Below are 17064 nucleotides of genomic sequence, written 5' to 3'. Positions count from 1 at the left end.
CTGTTTTGGCAAAAGTCCAAAACAGTTTGTTTATTAGTATCTGTAATGAGCAAATGCTTTGTTTGCTTCAGCCATCTTATGAGTATCTTCTCTCTTCTTAACAGCTGCTCCAGTATTATTAGCTGCATCCATTAATTCTCCAGCTAATCTTTGAGCCATTACCTTTTCGCCTCTTTTTCTTGAAGCATCTAAAAGCCATCTTAGTCCTAAAGTCTGTCTTCTTTCAGGTCTAACTTCGATTGGAACTTGGTAGTTAGCACCACCTATTCTTCTAGCTTTAACTTCTAATAAAGGCATTACATTGTTCATTGCTTCTTCAAATACTTCTAAAGCATCTTTGCCTGTTTTTTGCGCCACTATNTATTCAACGTGTGATGTATTGATTGTGATTCCTCTTTCTTTTTCTTCTGGAGCCTTATCAATTTCATCATATTTGAATGATTCTGCTAATCCTCTGTTTGCTAAAACTGTTGTGATTGCAGCTGTTAATGTTGTCTTACCGTGGTCAACGTGACCGATTGTTCCAATGTTTACGTGTGGTTTACTTCTTTCGAATTTTTGCTTTGCCATTGTAAAATCCTCCTTTAATCTTTGTGATAAACTTTGCCTAGCGTTTTCTAGCTTTTTTGGTTAATATATTGAGCCCACTACAAAGATTAAAGCAATTTAAAATCACAAAAATCGCAATTAGTGAGCGCTCAACTATATTGGAGCTCACGATCGGGATTGAACCGACGACCTCCGCCTTACCAAGGCGACGCTCTGCCTACTGAGCTACGTGAGCATTTCCATCATATTTTGGTTTACAGTTTAATATACCAATTATAAAGTTTACTATTGTTCAAAAAATTTGTCAATAAAAATTTAATGACTTATTTTTCTGGCCAAAGACACTTTTCTAGTTTCCTCTTAACCCTCTGAAGTGCATTGTCTATTGACTTAGCTTGCCTATCTAAGTCACAAGCAATTTCTTGATATGATTTCCCATCTAAATAAGATTGAAGAACTTCCATTTCAAGATCAGAAAGTACCTTGGCCATTTCTCCTTCAATATGCTTTATTTGTTCTTTTCCTATTAGCAGTTCTTCAGGATCAGTAATTTTTAACTCTGATAATACATCAATTAACGTCCTATCTGATTCTTCCTCATAAATTGGTTTATTTAAAGATATATATGTGTTAAGGGGGATATGCTTTTGTCTGGTTGCTGTTTTAATAGCTGTTATAATTTGTCTAGTAACACAAAGTTCTGCAAAAGCTTTAAAGCTAGTAAGCCTATCTGCCTTAAAATCTCTAATTGCCTTATATAAACCTATCATTCCCTCTTGATAAATATCTTCTTTGTCAGCTCCAATAAGAAAATAAGATTTTGCTTTAGCTTTTACAAAGTTTTCATACTTTGAAATTAAATATTCTTGTGCTCTACTGTTTCCCTTTTTAGCTTCATCTACTATCTCTTCATCCAGTTTATTTTGGAATTCAACAAATAAGGTTTCTTCCAATCTAGTACTCTCCACCATATATCACCCCTTTTTAAGCCTTATGCTATCTTTCTACCTTTTAAGATTTATTATTACATTTTATTTACTACGTCTCATAGCCTCTAACTTTTTCAATACATCTTCATCAACATTGTCTAATAGATTATTCTTACTAGATAAATGTGTATTTTTTAATGTTTTTCTTTTTATTCTATTTTCAGTATCAAGAACCTCATTATAAAATTCAATAGAAGATACTCTAACAGCCCCTCTTTGAAAAATAGTTTGTTGCTCAAGCCAATCTGAAGTAACAACATAGACCTCAAACCTTCTTCCCAAATTATGAACTTCTCTTTCTATATAAGAGTCTGCTGTTTCTCCATCTTTAGTAAAGACTATACTTATATTATTATTTATATCTTCCTTCTTTTCAATGCTTCTATTTACTTTATGGGCATCAAAAACTATTATAATTCTACATCCTTCGTAAACAGAATAATTATGCAAACTATCTATTAAACTTTGTCTTGCCCCATCAAAACTATAATCTTTTTGAACTTTTAAATCTGGCCAACTATTTATAACATTATACCCATCAACAAATACTATTTTCACATGATACCTCTTGTGGCTTAGTTATTTTACTAGCCTTCCCTTTAATATTTCATACATCATTATACCACCTGCAACTGAAGCATTTAAAGAGTTTATTTTTCCTACCATAGGAATCTTAACTAACTTATCACATTTTTTTAATGTAAGCTTAGATATCCCCCTGCCTTCGCTTCCTATAACCATAGCACAAGGTCCACTAAAATTAACTTCATAACTATATTCTTCTCCAGCTATATCTGCTCCATATATCCAAAGACCTTCTTTTTTTAATTCATCTATAGCTGCATTTATATTAGTTACTTTAGCTATTTTCATATGCTCTATTGCTCCCACAGAACATTTATAAACTGTAGATGTTATACCTACATTTCTTCTCTTTGGTATTATAATACCATGAACGCCACATAATTCCGCAGTCCTTATTATAGAACCTAGATTATGAGGATCCTCAATTTCGTCTAATATTACTATAAATGGATCTTCGCCTCTTTTTTTAGCTAAATCTAGCATATGAGGTATTTCACAGTACTTATATGGAGTAACTTGAGCTATTACACCTTGATGATTTACTCCTCCACTCATTGCATCTAATTTTTTTCTATCTACATCTTTTAAAACTATTCCTTTTTCCCTAGCTATATTAATTATAGCCTTTATAGATCCCTCCATATTGCCATTTGCAATATATAATGATTCTATAGTTCTATCGCTTTTTAAAACTTCCATTACAGCATTTCTACCAACAATTAAATCTTCTCTAATTTCAGTTTCAACTATTTCAATGTTCTTATCTTTATTATCTACACTTCTTCTGTTATCTTTAGCAAATTGCTTTTTAGGCTTATTTTGACTATTTTCAAACATTTGTCTTTCCATTCTAGCCTTCATTCTAGCTTCTCTAGTTCCTTTAGTCATTTTTATCACTCCTTAAATCTATTATATCCTTTTCTAAGGTTATGTTAAGTATATTTCCGTTGATTTCTCTAATATATTAAAAAGTCTTTCCCTATTTCCTATTAAGTATAAGTATCCAATTAGAGCTTCAAATCCAGTAGCATTTCTATAATCTACAACACTTGAGTTCTTAGGTATAGTTGCTGATTTAGCATTTCTACCTCTCTTATATATGTACATCTCGTCCTCTGTTAATTCTCCCTCTATATTATGCATTATAGCAGACTGACTCTTAGCCTTTACATATCCAATAGCTTTTACATGCATTTTATGAGCAGATAATTGTGTATTATTAGAAAGAATATAGTTTCTTATATATATTTCAAAAACTCCATCACCTATTAATGCTAACTGCAAAGGATTTAACTGTCTGGCCTCTTCCTTACTAAATTCTCTAATTCTTAAATCCTCTAACATATTCTATCTCCTTTAAATAAAGGCTGCAAACGCAGCCTTTATATTAATTTATTTTTTTCCATCTAACACCTTGAGGTGTATCTTCTAAAATAATATTTCTTGCCTTAAGGTCATCTCTTATTTTATCAGCTAAAGCAAAGTTTCTATCTTTTCTTGCTTGTTGTCTTTCTTCTATTAGTCTTTCTATTTCTTCTTCTAGACTCCCCTTAGTAGACTTTTGAAGAATACCTAATGGATTTCCAAGTTCTCTAATAAGTTCTAATGCTTTTTCACAAAGCTCCTTAGAAGAATCAATAGATATATTTGTATTAATATCTTTTATAAGGTCAAAGATAGCTGTAATAGCATCTGCAGTATTGAAATCATCATCCATCTTAGCTATATACTTTTGTCTATATTCATCTAATGATTCTAAATACTTTTCTTCTTTCTCATCCATCTTTTCTTTCTTAACTTCATTCATCAAGTTTTCAAGATTTGAAACTGCATTATATAATCTTTCAACTGACGCCTTAGCAGATTCTAATAAGTCATCACTAAAATTTAATTGAACTCTATAGTGAGCAGATAACATTAAAAATCTTATTACATCTGCATCATACTTACCTAAAGCATCTCTAGCCGTTAAGAAATTATTTAAAGACTTAGACATTTTTTGGTTATTAACATTTAAATATGCAGCATGCATCCAATAATTTGAAAAAGGTTTGCCTGTTAATGCTTCACTTTGAGCTATTTCATTTTCATGGTGTGGGAAAGCTAAATCCATTCCACCGGCATGAATATCTATAGTTTCACCTAAAAGCTTTTTGGCCATACATGAGCATTCTATATGCCATCCTGGTCTTCCTAGTCCCCAGGGACTTATCCAAGCTGGCTCCCCTGGTTTTTGTGCCTTCCATAATGCAAAATCCATAGGGTCTTCTTTTCTTTCATCTATATTTATTCTGGCACCAGATTGAAGGTCCTCTAAACTTTGCTTAATAAGTTTTCCATATCCCTCAAACTTCTTCGTTCTAAAGTAAACATCTCCATCTACTTCATAAGCATATCCCTTTTCAATTAGTCCTTCAACAAACTCTATGATATCTTTTATATATTCAGTAGCCCTAGGATTAGTTGATGCTCTTTTTATATTTAATCCATCAGCATCTTTGTAATATTCGTCTATATACTTATCACCAATGTCAGCAACTGTAGTTCCCTCTTCATTAGCTTTTCTAATCATTTTATCATCTATATCAGTAAAGTTTTGAATAAACTTAACATCATAGCCTTTATACTCTAAATATCTTCTAATGGTATCAAAAACTATAAAAGTTCTCCCATTACCTATATGAAAATAATTATAAACTGTAGGTCCACAAACATACATCTTAACTTCTCCTGGAGTAATTGGAACAAACTCCTCCTTCTTTCTTGTTAAGCTATTATAAATTTTCATTTAATTACCTCCTATCTAACAGATAATTTATTTTTCTTAAACTCTTCTCTTACCCTATTAACTACTTCTTCTATCTTTATATTTTCCATCTCAGCAGTTCTAAGTTTAAATTCTACTTCACCTTCTGATATTTTCTTACCAACAGTAATTCTCATTGGTATTCCCATAAGATCAGAATCTTTAAATTTAACTCCTGCTCTTTCGTTTCTGTCATCTAAAACTACATCTATTCCCATATTCTTTAGCTCTTCATAAATGCTATTAGCAATTTTCATTTGCTCTTCATCTTTTATATTTACTGGTATAACATTCACATGATATGGAGCTACAGCTAAAGGCCATACTATTCCATTTTCATCATTATGTTGTTCTATTATAGATGCCATAGTTCTAGTTACACCTATTCCATAACATCCCATCATAAATGGTTTTTCTTTACCATTTTCATCTATGAATTTTGCATTCATAGCCTCTGAATATTTAGTTCCAAGCTTGAATATATGACCTACTTCTGTTCCTCTTGATATAGTTACTTTGCCTCCACAAACTGGGCATTTTTCACCTTCAGTAATATTTCTATAATCACCAACTACACCTTCAAAATCTCTACCATAATTCACATTTTCAATATGATATCCTGTTTCATTTGCCCCTACTATAAAATTGTACATATTGGCAACTTCTTCATCAACTAATAAAGTATCAACCTTTATATTTATAGGTCCTGCAAAGCCAACTTGCGCATTAGTAGCCTTTAATACTTCTTCTGATGTAGCCATATTTAAATTAACTACTCCACCTAAAGCATTAGATATTTTAACCTCATTAGCTTCTCTATCTCCTCTAATCATTACTGCTACAATTTTATCATCAGCATTATAAATTAAAGTCTTTGCAAATTTCTTTTCAGTAGTATTAAAGAATTTTACTAAATCTTCAATAGTTCTTATATTAGGAGTCTCAGTTTTAACTAAATCCCTTAATTCCTCCTTTTCAGCCTTTTCAACAGTTGAAGGAGCTTTTTCTATATTAGCTGCGTAATCACAAGCTGTACAGAAAACTACATCATCTTCTCCTACTTCTGATTTAACCATAAATTCAGCTGAATTTGAACCTCCAATTGCTCCTGAATCTGCTTCAACACATTTTGCATCTATTCCACATCTATTGAATATCTTTATATAAGCTTCATACATCTTATTATATGATATGTCTAATCCATCTTGATCCTTATCAAAGCTATAAGCATCCTTCATTACAAATTCTCTAGATCTCATAACACCAAATCTTGGTCTTCTTTCATCTCTATACTTGGTTTGAATTTGATAAAGATTTACTGGCAATTGCTTATATGACTTAATTTCATTTCTAGCTATATCTGTAAATACTTCTTCGTGAGTAGGCCCTAGACAAAAATCTCTGTTATTTCTATCTTTAAGTCTAAACATTTCTTCTCCATAAACATCCCATCTACCTGACTCTTGCCAAAGTTCTGCTGGCAATACTGCAGAAGCTAAAAATTCTTGAGCTCCGGCATCATTCATTTCTTCTCTTACTATATCTTCTACCTTTTTTAAAACTCTTAATCCTAATGGCATGTAATTATATATTCCTGATGCCATTTTTCTAATCATTCCAGCTCTTAACATTAATTTATGGCTATTAATTTCAGCTTCTGCTGGAACCTCTCTTAATGTTGATATTAACATATTAGACATTTTCATTTTTGCTTCCTCCTACTACTTTTTATTATATTTATCTAATTCTCATAATTTATTTAGATTTTTTAATTATAAACAATATATTTTATAAGATAATAAAAAAAGCCCACCCTATTATAATTAGGGCGAACTTATATCGCGGTACCACCTAAATTTGTGCTCTAATAATTTTAACGATATTAAACCGATAGTTTTTACCTACGACTCCAAAGCTGGTTCAAATCCTGTTGAAAATCTTACAGCCCATGAATTTTCTCTCTGAAATGCGGATTCTACTATTCTTCTTCACTGTTTTAAAACCTATTTAATTTTAGCTTAATTTATTATATATTCTAGCAAAATTTATGTCAATATAATAGTCATTTTTATCAAATAAGTCTTTCTGCTAATATTAAATCCTCTGGTGTGGTCACCTTAATATTAGTATAGTCTCCTTCATATAAATAAACTCTATTGTTATAAGCTTCAACAACCATAGTATCATCTGTAACTATTAGCTTATCTTGCTTTATTTTTTTATGACATTCCTTAATTAAATCAAATTTAAAAACTTGAGGAGTTTGAATTGCCATTAAATCTTGTCTATTGGGAGTTGAAAGAGAAAATCCATTTTCATCTTTTATTTTTATAGTATCCTTAGGTATAACCCCTGGCGCTGCCGCTCCATAAAGTTTTGCATATTTTATACCATCTATTATTATTCTTTCGGAAACAAAAGGCCTTGCTCCATCATGAATTAACACTATTTCATCATTTTTTATTTCTTCTAACGCATTAAATACAGAATCTTGTCTCTCTTTTCCGCCTTCAACTATCAAGTCTACCTTTAAAGAGTATTTCTCTAAAACTTCCTTAATACAATATTCTATTTCATCCCTCGGTAATACTAAAATGATTCTATTTATATCCTGGCAAGCAGTAAATTTCTTCAATGTATAATATAGGATAGGCTTACCATTAATCTCTATATACTGCTTACTAACTTTAGCACCCATTCTTTTCCCTTTTCCACCGGCTAAAATTATAGCACTAATCATATAAACACCTACTGTTCTTCTTTAGGTTTTGCAAATATCATCCTACCTGCAGCTGTTTGTAATACAGATGTAACAATAACCACTATTTGTTCACCCATATACTTTCTTCCACCTTCTACAACTATCATAGTTCCGTCATCTAAATATCCTATTCCTTGAGTTGCTTCCTTACCATCTTTAACTACTATTACTTTCATTTCTTCTCCTGGAAGAACTACTGGCTTAATAGAGTTAGCAAGCTCATTAATATTAAGAACTGGCACCCCTTGGAATTCTGCAACTTTATTTAAGTTGAAATCATTTGTTATAACTTTACCCTTTAGAGTTTGAGCAAGCTTTAATAACTTACTATCAACTTCTTGAATTTCTGGAAAATCACCTTCCCAAATTTGAGTCTCTATATCTAATTCTTTTTGAATTTTATTTAATATATCAAGACCTCTTCTTCCTCTATTTCTCTTAAGAGAATCAGCTGAATCCGAAATATGTCTTAACTCATCTAGGACAAAGTTAGGAATAACTAAAGGCCCTTCCACAAATCCTGTTTGACATATATCAAAAATTCTACCATCTATAATTACTGATGTATCTAAAACTTTAGCTATAGATTTTACATTACCCTTAGATTTTTTATCCTTAATACTATTTTTTCTTAAATTTGCAAGAACATTTGATATATCATCCCTTTTTTCAATAAATATATTAGCAAATATTATTGCAAATATTAAGTTTAATAAGACAAAGAGTATTGGTCCTAGCCCAAATAAATCTATACTATTTAAAGGTAATCCCACCAATGATGTTAATATTAATGATATTAATGCACCAAACCCACCATATATTATCTCTGTTGCAGTAAGCCTTTGAATATTTTTTTCTATATATTCAATAACCTTAACAATAGAGTCATATATACGTGGTGAAATAAAATAAAGAATAATTCCAATTAATAAAGTCATAAAAATACGAAAAGATATAATTCCAATTGTTTTAGATAAAAAAGATATTTCACTTATAAGTTTTATGTTTAATAATATTCCACTAAGAATATACCCACTTATTAAACCTATTATAGTAAATATAACTCTTATAATCTTTTTTAACATATTTTCACCTCCTATATAATTTTTATAATCTATATAATTATACCATATAAATCCTATTCTCTTAAATTAATAAATCTTAAAATCTTATTAATTTAAAATACCCCCTATAAAAAATCACTGATTTAATTTATTATAGGCTTAAGTTAATTAATCCTTTTAGCAATAAAAAATTAGTATCAGCCGTAATCTTAAAGGAGTTGATGTATATGAAAGATATAATATTTGATAGTTTTCAAAATGATGTTAATGAATCTTTACTACGTCATAAAAGTGTTCTAGATATAATGACAAAATTAAATGAAACAAATGCTAGAGTTAATAGAGCTCTAGCTAAATCAGTAACTAATTGCGGCTGTATAAAAATAAACGCTAAAAAACAAAATCATCTTTCTACCAATACAAACTTTAATCCTTCTTTAAGTACACATATTGAAGGAAAGCTTTGTGATAATTGCCGCGAGGTTATAGAAAATGAGCTTGGAAATAATATATTTTATCTTACCTCTTTATGCAATTGCTTAGATTTGAACTTATATGACATATTCCTAAAAGAAGAAAATAAAATAAATATCTTAGGGAAGTATACCCTTAGATAGGTTTAAAGCAGGGCAATACCTGCTTTTTTATTATTAACTTTTTCTTTTTCTTTTATACATATTTTAACTAAATCTCATTCTTTAAATATATTTGTTCCTTTATTCTCTTTAATCCACTTCTTATAGCCTTTGCCCTAGCCTCTCCTATACCGTCTACTTGATCTAATTCTTCTGTATCAGCATCAATTACAAATTTAAGTTGTTGAAAGTGTCTAACTAAATTCTCTATTACCGAAACTGGTATTCTTGGAACTTTAAATAATATTCTAAATCCCTTTGGAGAAATTAACGTATCAGTTAATGGCATACCTGTATAACCAAGCAATTTAGATATTAAATCTAAATCTACAAGTTCTTCTGCTGTAAGTCTTTGTATTTCATTATATATTTCATTATAATCCATGTCTTCTTTGCAATAATCTCTTATTAATAGTATTCCATCTCTTTCAATAAATCTAATAAGTTCACTAAGTTGCATTGCTATTAATCTTCCTTCATTACCTAGCTCAACTATATATCTTTTAATTTCTTCAACTACTCTCATTACCATTTCAGTTCTTTGTATTGCTGTAACTACATCAAAAATAGTAGTTAAATCTTGAAATTCTAATAAGTTTAAATTGTTTATCACTCTATCTAATACAGTGACATACTTTTCTAGAGTTTGTATTGCTTGATTTGCTCTTGCTAAAATAACACTACTTTCTTGAAGAACATATTTTAAATCCCCCTTATAAACAGTTATTATATTTCTCCTTTGAGAAATTGCTATAACTACATTTCCTGTTTGCTTTGCAACTCTATTTGCTGTTCTATGCCTAGTACCAGTTTCATATGTAGTAAGAGTATGATCTGGCACTAGCTGAGTATTTGCATAAATTATTTTTTTTAAATCACTACTTAAAACTATAGCTCCATCCATTTTTGCTAATTCATAAACATACGCTGGTGAATAATCTGAATTAATATTAAATCCGCCATCTACTATTTTCATTATTTCTTCATCATCACCAATTACTATTAACCCACCAGTTTTAGCTCTTAATATATTTTCCAAACCTTCTCTAAGAGCTGTTCCTGGACTCATTAACTTTAATATGCTCTTTATTTCTTCATCATCTTTTATCCTCATACACTCACCCAATCTTGCTAGAATATCTTATTAATAGCCTCTCTTAAATTGCTTACACCGATAATATTCATACTACTACTATTTACCTTATCCTTGTTTCTTTCAGGTATTATCGCATTTTGGAATCCCATCTTTTCAGCTTCTTTAATTAATCTTTCACAAGAAGATATCGGTCTAATTTCTCCTGTAAGTCCAACTTCCCCAATTATAACTGTCCTTTGAATTTTTAAACCTGTGTTTTTAACGCTGGATAATAGAGCTAAGGCTAAGCCTAAATCTCCAGTAGTTCCATCTAAACTAAGTCCTCCAACTACATTGACATATACATCATATTTATAAAAAGGTACTCTTAATTTCTTTTCCAAAACTGCTAGTATAAGTCTTAGCCTTTGATTATCTATACCAACAGCGGTTCTGCTTGCTAAGTGTGTATTACTTTCACTAACTAAAGCTTGCATTTCAACTAAAATCGGTCTAGTACCTTCCATTATTCCTATTACTGTAGAACCCTCTTGGTTAAAATTAGTATCTTCTAAGAATATTCTCGAAGGATCATATATTTCCTTTAATCCTTCTTCAGCCATTTCGAATACTCCGATTTCACTTGTAGTTCCAAAACGATTTTTCATAGTCCTAAGAACTCTAAATTCTTCGGTACGTTCTCCTTCAAAATATAGTACTGTATCTACCATATGTTCAAGTACTCTAGGCCCTGCTAATTCTCCTTGCTTAGTTACATGAGCTACTATGAACAAAGGAATATTTTGATGTTTTCCTATTCTCATAATTGCATTAGAGCACTCTTTAACCTGAGATACACTTCCTGGAGCTGATGTAATTGATTCTTTATATACAGTTTGAATGGAGTCTATAATTACGAATATAGGATTTATTTCATTAATATATGATTCAATTAAGTCTAAATTAGTTTCAGATAATATAAAAAGATTATCTGAATTAACTCCTAACCTATCTCCTCTAATTTTTATTTGTTCTTCCGATTCCTCTCCAGAAACATATAAAACCTTGCCATATTTTTTTGAAATTGAATCTGCTGTTTGAAGAAGGAGTGTTGACTTACCTATACCCGGGTCTCCTGATATTAAAGTTAAAGAGCCTCTTACCAATCCTCCACCTAATACTCTATTTAATTCTTTTAATCCCGTATCATATCTTTCTTTTTCACCTGATTTTATATCTCTTATGCTCTTTGGCATATTTTCTAATACTCTTATATTATTAACCTTAGATTTTACTTCTTTTGTTGTTTCTTTTATTTCCTCTATTAAGGTATTCCAATTATTACAATCTGGACACTTTCCTAACCATTTAGGAGACTCATATCCACATTCTTGACAAACAAACATGGATTTAATCTTTGCCATAAAATTTACCTACCAATCTATTTATTTTTATATTAAATTACTATAAATACTATATCATAACAAAATCCAAAAACCAATTTTAATAATAAAAAAAGAGCTGCAATAATTATATTATTACAACTCTTTTAAAAATATTATTCAAATCTAAATTTTATAGTAGTTTAGCCGCTGCTTCATCAACTATTACTACAACATCTCTATGCATTTGTAACATTGATGCAGGCATATTAGTGCTTATCTTTCCACTTACCATTCCTTTTACAGCTTCAGCCTTAGATTCACCACTTGCTATAACTATTATCTTCTTAGACTTCATTATTCCGCCAAGACCCATTGTTAAAGCTGTCTTTGGAACTTCATCTATTGAATCAAAAAATCTTGCATTTGCCTTTATAGTATCTTCAGTTAATCCAGTTAAGTGTGTTCCAGAAACTAATGCTTCATCTGGCTCATTAAATGCTATATGTCCGTTATTTCCAACTCCTAATAACTGAACATCAGTGCCACCTAAAGCTGCTATTTTAGCATCATAATTTTTACATTCTTCTTCTATATTTTCAGCTAATCCATTTGGAACATAAGTATTCTTCTTATCTATATTTATATGATTAAATAAATTATCATTCATAAAGTATCTATAGCTTTGAGGATGATCTCCACTTAATCCAACGTATTCATCAAGGTTAACAGTAGTAACTTTAGAGAAATCAATTTCTCCTTCTTTATTCATTCTTATTAACTCTTTATACATTCCAATTGGTGATCCACCTGTTGCTAATCCTAATATTGCCTTAGGATTATTCTTAACAACCTCGGCCATTTCATTAGCAGCCACTTTACTTAACTCTTCATAATTTTTTGTTACTATTACCTTCATCGTATTTTCCCCTCTCTTCTAGATATATTTACTTCTAAAATAAATTTATCTGACCTATATATAGCTTCTTCTAAAAATATTAATTTATTATTTAAATCATAAGTTTTACTAATAATTTTTAGCATAGGTACTTGGTTGCTAACACCAAATATATCTTTTAATTCGTTATTCATAATAACTGAAACAATTGAGGATTGAGAATAATCTACCTTATAACCAAAGTCCTCTAATATTTTAAATAGGGACCCTTTTAGCATTTCTTCATCTATATACCCGCAATAATCTACTGGTATATAAACTCTCTCAAGAGCAACACACTCCTCATCAACTATACGCTTTCTGGTTATTTTATATAGCTCATCTAATGAAAAAATATCTGTAAAGTCTTCTGGAGTTTGGATTTTTTCAAATTCAACTAGTTCAGATCTTAGGCTTTTTCCCATTTGCTTTATTATCTCAGTAAAGCTCATCATGTCCTTTTGTTTAAAAGTTTGTTCGCATACAAAAGTTCCCTTACCCTTAATCCTTAATAGAATTCCTTCTTGTACTAATTCTCCAATAGCCTGCCTTATGGTCATTCTACTAACTCCATATATTTCACATAACTCTCTTTCGCTTGCTATGCAATCTCCTGGTTTCCATACCCCCTCAGAAATTTTAGATATTAAATCATTCTTAAGTTGATAGTAAACCGGAATTGGACTACTTTTATCTATCATTATTAATCCTCCTATAAATATTATATTAAAAATCGTTATAGATGTCTAGACCAGTTGATTAATTTATATATTTTTTATATTGTTATAAAAAAAAAATTTTTGAGAAAAATAATCTTATAATCCATAAAGGAGTTGATATTTTGGTTAGTCGAGATTATTTTTCAAATATTCCATCTAAAAATGTATTACGTGAAGATAAAAGTAAAAATTTATCTGAAGAATTATTCTCAAACTATAAAGATAATTCTTTAGATAACATGATTCTTAATTCTAACTTAGAAAATCAAAATGTTATTAAATAACTTATATCTCACATTGATATGATACCATATTCTTTATTTTTATAAAATATTTCATAAATATTGAATTTAGTGTTGAAATAGTGTAAACTTTATATTAAATAATATTAATTATCTATTGATAATAAAAAAGGAGGATTACAAATGGTTAAAGTTTATAGTACAAACTCTTGTCCATGGTGTGTAAAAGCAAAAAATTATTTAAAATCAGTAAATGTTCAATTTGAAGAATTTAATGTGCAAGAAGATATGACTGCTAGAGATGAAATGATCAATAAATCAAAACAAATGGGAGTTCCTGTTTTAGATATAAATGGTACTGTTATTGTTGGATTTGATAAAAATGCTATTGATAAAGCTTTAAATCTTTAATTTAAATTACTATTACTAAGTTTATTTTAACTTTTATCGTTATAAACATAGTAAAACAAAGGGAGCTGTTAAAAACAGCTCCCTTTGTTTATATTATCTTCCTATATTAATAACAGTAGCCTTTGGTCTTGACATAGCTTCTATTGAATATCTTATACCTTGAGTTCCTATTCCAGATGCCTTAACTCCTAAGAATGGGAAATGATCTGGTCCTCTTTCAGTTTTATTATTAACTTGAACTGTACCAACTTCTAATCTTTCAGCTACATAAAAAGCTTCATTAATGTTTTCAGTAAATACTGATGATTGTAATCCATATTCAGATTTATTAGCAATATCTATTGCCTCATCCTTATCTTTTACTCTTATTATTGGTAATACTGGACCAAATGGTTCTTCCCAAGCTAATCTCATATCAGTTGTTACATAGTCAAATAGAGTTGGATAAATTAGATTATCTTCTCTCTTACCACCAACCAATAAATGAGCACCCTTTTCTCTTGCATCATCAATTAATTCCCAAACAAAGTCTGCTGCTTTATTATCTATTAGTGGAACTACTTCTGCACCATCTACTGGATTTCCTACCTTTAATTTTTCAACTTTTTCCTTAACTTTTTCAACTAATTTGTCTGCAATTTCATCAACTACTAATATTCTTTTAACAGCTGTACATCTTTGTCCTGAATAAGAATATGCTCCAGAAACTATATTAGCTGCTGCTAAATCTAAATCAGCATCCTTTAATACAATTGCTGCATCCTTACCACCAAGTTCCATTAGTAATGGCACCATGCTTGTTATTTTTGAAATTCTAGTACCAACTTCTGTACTTCCAGTAAAATTAATAAAATCAATTTCAGGATGAGTAACTATATAGTCTCCTATTTCACTTCCTCTTCCAGTAATAGTATTTAATACACCTGCTGGAACTCCTGCTTGCTCAAACACTTTAGCTAAATATAATCCGCAAAGACTTCCTTGAGTTGCAGGTTTTAACACTACAGTATTTCCAGCTATTAAAGCTGGTGCAATCTTTGAAGATGCTAAGTTTATTGGATAGTTAAATGGAGATATAGCTAATACTACTCCTAATGGTTCTCTTGTTACCAAAGATATTTTATTTTTCTTAAATCCTGGGAAGCTGTCCCCTGGAATACTTTCACCAGCTAAATTCTTTGCTGTATCTGCTGTAAATCTAATATAGTCCGCTGATCTTAATATTTCTGACTCAGCTGATTTCTTATCTTTTCCAATTTCTCTCATCATTATATCTGACATTTCATCTGCCTTCTCTATTAACAAATCTGCTGCCTTATATAATACTTCTGCTCTTTCATTAACTGGAACGTTTCTCCATAGTTTTTGTGCTTCATCTGCACTCTTAATTGCAAAATCCACTTCTTCCTTAGTCATTGCTGGAACTTTCCCCACTAAACAGTTCCCTATTGGTGAATAAATATCAATGAACTTATTACTATTACTAGTTACCCATTGACCATTAACTAAATTTTTAAAGGTAAATTCCTCTCCTATTATACAACTAAACATTATTTGCCCCCTTCTATTTTTTTGCTAATTCTATTTTATTTTTATCAAATCCAACTATAATTTCTCCATCTATATCAATAACAGGTACAGTTCTTTGTCCTGAGACCTTAAATACTTCTTCTCTATCCTCATGTTTATCTGCTACATTTATTTCTTGGTATTCCCAACCCTTCATTTCAAAAAATCTCTTTGCCTTCACACAAGATGGGCACCATGATGTTGAATATATTTTTATCATATTATTTCTCCTTACTGTACTTTAATTTATTATTATCAAAACTTTATTATTTATTACTTTTTTTATTTTCAACTATAACTTTTTCCGCTTGTAATGCTGCTATAGTTCCATCAGCAACGGCTGTAGTTATTTGTCTATATTCTTTTTCTCTAACATCTCCTGCTGCAAAAACTCCATGAACCTTGGTTCTCATAAGCTCATCAGTCTTAACATAGCCTCCAGCTGTTAGTTCTATAAATTCTTTAAAATGCTCTGTCTTTGGTTCTGTTCCTATAAATCCAAATATTGCATCCATATTCATGACTTTTTCACTACCATCTATAGTGTTTTTTATTATGGCTTTTTCCATAAAGTCTTCACCATCAACATCAACTAAATCTTCATTAAATAATACTTCTATTTTTGGATGATTCATAACTTCTTCTATAGTTGCTTTTTCACCTTTAAAATAGTCATATCTTCTTATCATATATACTTTAGATGCAAACTTAGTTAAAAATAAAGCTTCTTCTAATGCAGAGTTTCCTCCTCCAACTACACCAACTACTTTTCCTTCATACATTGCACCATCGCATACTGCACAATAATGTATCCCCTTCCCTGAAAACTTCTCTTCATTAGGAATAGGTAGTTTTCTAGGTGTGGCTCCTGTTGCTATAATAACTGCATCAGTTTTATATATATAACTATTAGTTTCAATTATCTTTTCATCATTACTAAAATCAACTTTTTCAATCATATCAAACTCATCAATTTCAGCGCCAAGTTCTTCAGCTTGTTGTTGCATTAAATCTGCAAGCTCTGCTCCTGAAACTTTTTTAAATCCTGGATAGTTTTCAATAGTATAACTATTTCTAACTTGACCTCCTAATATTTGATCTTCTATTAAAAGCATATCTAATTTTGCTCTACTTGCATAAATAGCAGCAGTTAGACCAGCAGGGCCTCCACCGATTATTATAAGTTCTTTATGTTTTATTTCTTTACTCATAGCTTTCTCCTCCTACCCCCCAGGGGTATAATCTTTATATTAATTATATGCTTCTACATTTTAAATTGCAACTACTTTTATATAATAATTTTTATTAATTCTATATTTTTTATCTTTTTTATAGTATTA

General features: G+C 30.2%; 18 protein-coding genes, 1 tRNA gene and 2 pseudogenes. 3 read left to right on the top strand and 18 right to left on the bottom strand.

The genetic code is table 11. From position 1 onward, the window contains the following. Positions 1-33: 33 nt before the first annotated feature. The 11 genes and pseudogenes from rpsG to BN6774_RS02630 all read right to left on the bottom strand — a co-directional run. Positions 34-354: pseudogene (gene rpsG / locus BN6774_RS18800) on the bottom strand (30S ribosomal protein S7); the annotation flags it as partial. Positions 355-372: 18 nt separating this feature from the next. Next, a pseudogene (locus BN6774_RS18795) lies at positions 373-570 on the bottom strand (GTP-binding protein); the annotation flags it as partial. Positions 571-708: 138 nt separating this feature from the next. Continuing rightward, positions 709-784: transfer RNA gene (locus BN6774_RS02670), tRNA-Thr, on the bottom strand. Between the two features lie 88 nt (positions 785-872). Next, positions 873-1520, bottom strand: a complete 648-nt coding sequence (sigH, locus tag BN6774_RS02665) for an RNA polymerase sporulation sigma factor SigH (RefSeq protein WP_066889812.1) — start codon at positions 1518-1520, stop codon at positions 873-875. A 60-nt stretch (positions 1521-1580) separates the two neighbouring features. Next, complete coding sequence (locus BN6774_RS02660) at positions 1581-2096, bottom strand: NYN domain-containing protein (RefSeq protein WP_066889810.1); 516 nt, start codon at positions 2094-2096, stop codon at positions 1581-1583. A 21-nt stretch (positions 2097-2117) separates the two neighbouring features. Next, a complete protein-coding gene (rlmB, locus tag BN6774_RS02655) occupies positions 2118-3011 on the bottom strand; it encodes a 23S rRNA (guanosine(2251)-2'-O)-methyltransferase RlmB (RefSeq protein WP_066889807.1) in 894 nt (297 codons plus the stop codon). 39 nt (positions 3012-3050) lie between these two features. Then, entirely contained in the window at positions 3051-3467 is a 417-nt protein-coding gene (locus BN6774_RS02650; protein WP_066889806.1) for a Mini-ribonuclease 3, read from the bottom strand. Positions 3468-3510: 43 nt separating this feature from the next. After that, the gene (gene cysS / locus BN6774_RS02645; RefSeq protein WP_066889804.1) at positions 3511-4911 is read right to left on the bottom strand and encodes a cysteine--tRNA ligase; all 1401 of its coding nucleotides are present in this window, start codon (positions 4909-4911) and stop codon (positions 3511-3513) included. 11 nt (positions 4912-4922) lie between these two features. Further along, positions 4923-6635 (bottom strand): proline--tRNA ligase, encoded by a 1713-nt coding sequence (locus BN6774_RS02640; protein ID WP_066889802.1) that lies wholly within the window; start codon positions 6633-6635, stop codon positions 4923-4925. Between the two features lie 365 nt (positions 6636-7000). Beyond that, a complete protein-coding gene (ispD, locus tag BN6774_RS02635) occupies positions 7001-7669 on the bottom strand; it encodes a 2-C-methyl-D-erythritol 4-phosphate cytidylyltransferase (RefSeq protein WP_066889800.1) in 669 nt (222 codons plus the stop codon). Positions 7670-7677: 8 nt separating this feature from the next. Further along, positions 7678-8775 carry a PIN/TRAM domain-containing protein gene (locus BN6774_RS02630; RefSeq protein WP_066889798.1) on the bottom strand — a complete coding sequence of 366 codons (1098 nt, stop codon included), beginning with the start codon at positions 8773-8775 and terminating at the stop codon, positions 7678-7680. 206 nt (positions 8776-8981) lie between these two features. On the opposite strand from BN6774_RS02630, the gene BN6774_RS02625 reads away from it, so the two are divergent. Then, the gene (locus BN6774_RS02625) at positions 8982-9371 is read left to right on the top strand and encodes a nucleoside triphosphate pyrophosphohydrolase family protein (protein WP_066889796.1); all 390 of its coding nucleotides are present in this window, start codon (positions 8982-8984) and stop codon (positions 9369-9371) included. 67 nt (positions 9372-9438) lie between these two features. On the opposite strand, the gene disA is transcribed toward BN6774_RS02625, so the two are convergent. From disA to BN6774_RS02605, 4 genes are all read right to left on the bottom strand, one after another. Beyond that, a complete protein-coding gene (gene disA, locus BN6774_RS02620) occupies positions 9439-10503 on the bottom strand; it encodes a DNA integrity scanning diadenylate cyclase DisA (RefSeq protein ID WP_066889794.1) in 1065 nt (354 codons plus the stop codon). 17 nt (positions 10504-10520) lie between these two features. Next, positions 10521-11888, bottom strand: coding sequence for a DNA repair protein RadA (gene radA / locus BN6774_RS02615; protein WP_066889792.1), 1368 nt, complete (start codon positions 11886-11888; stop codon positions 10521-10523). Between the two features lie 151 nt (positions 11889-12039). Next, positions 12040-12765 (bottom strand): glucosamine-6-phosphate deaminase, encoded by a 726-nt coding sequence (gene nagB / locus BN6774_RS02610; protein ID WP_066889790.1) that lies wholly within the window; start codon positions 12763-12765, stop codon positions 12040-12042. Beyond that, a complete protein-coding gene (locus tag BN6774_RS02605; RefSeq protein ID WP_066889787.1) occupies positions 12762-13484 on the bottom strand; it encodes a GntR family transcriptional regulator in 723 nt (240 codons plus the stop codon). The genes nagB and BN6774_RS02605 overlap by 4 nt, the downstream gene beginning before the upstream one ends. A 140-nt stretch (positions 13485-13624) precedes the next feature. Here BN6774_RS02605 and BN6774_RS18455 point away from each other — a divergent pair, with 140 nt between their 5' ends. Both BN6774_RS18455 and BN6774_RS02600 read left to right on the top strand, forming a co-directional pair. Continuing rightward, positions 13625-13786, top strand: coding sequence for a hypothetical protein (locus tag BN6774_RS18455; RefSeq protein WP_159426809.1), 162 nt, complete (start codon positions 13625-13627; stop codon positions 13784-13786). 141 nt (positions 13787-13927) lie between these two features. Beyond that, complete coding sequence (locus tag BN6774_RS02600; protein WP_066889785.1) at positions 13928-14155, top strand: glutaredoxin family protein; 228 nt, start codon at positions 13928-13930, stop codon at positions 14153-14155. Positions 14156-14248: 93 nt separating this feature from the next. Here BN6774_RS02600 and BN6774_RS02595 read toward each other — a convergent pair whose 3' ends face one another. Genes BN6774_RS02595 through trxB form a run of 3 tightly spaced genes read right to left on the bottom strand, consistent with a single transcriptional unit; the run spans position 14249 to position 16935 of the window. Then, positions 14249-15706, bottom strand: coding sequence for an NADP-dependent glyceraldehyde-3-phosphate dehydrogenase (locus BN6774_RS02595; protein WP_066889782.1), 1458 nt, complete (start codon positions 15704-15706; stop codon positions 14249-14251). A 13-nt stretch (positions 15707-15719) separates the two neighbouring features. Next, the gene (locus BN6774_RS02590) at positions 15720-15944 is read right to left on the bottom strand and encodes a glutaredoxin domain-containing protein (protein ID WP_066889780.1); all 225 of its coding nucleotides are present in this window, start codon (positions 15942-15944) and stop codon (positions 15720-15722) included. 46 nt (positions 15945-15990) lie between these two features. Continuing rightward, the gene (gene trxB, locus BN6774_RS02585; RefSeq protein WP_066889778.1) at positions 15991-16935 is read right to left on the bottom strand and encodes a thioredoxin-disulfide reductase; all 945 of its coding nucleotides are present in this window, start codon (positions 16933-16935) and stop codon (positions 15991-15993) included. Between the last annotated feature and the right edge of the window lie 129 nt (positions 16936-17064).

The sequence above is a fragment of the Clostridium nigeriense genome (assembly GCF_900086595.1).
GTDB classification, from domain to species: Bacteria; Bacillota; Clostridia; order Clostridiales; family Clostridiaceae; genus Clostridium; species Clostridium nigeriense.
The sequence above is the reverse complement of the archived record's forward strand: the minus strand, read 5'-3'. Positions and strand labels throughout refer to the sequence as shown.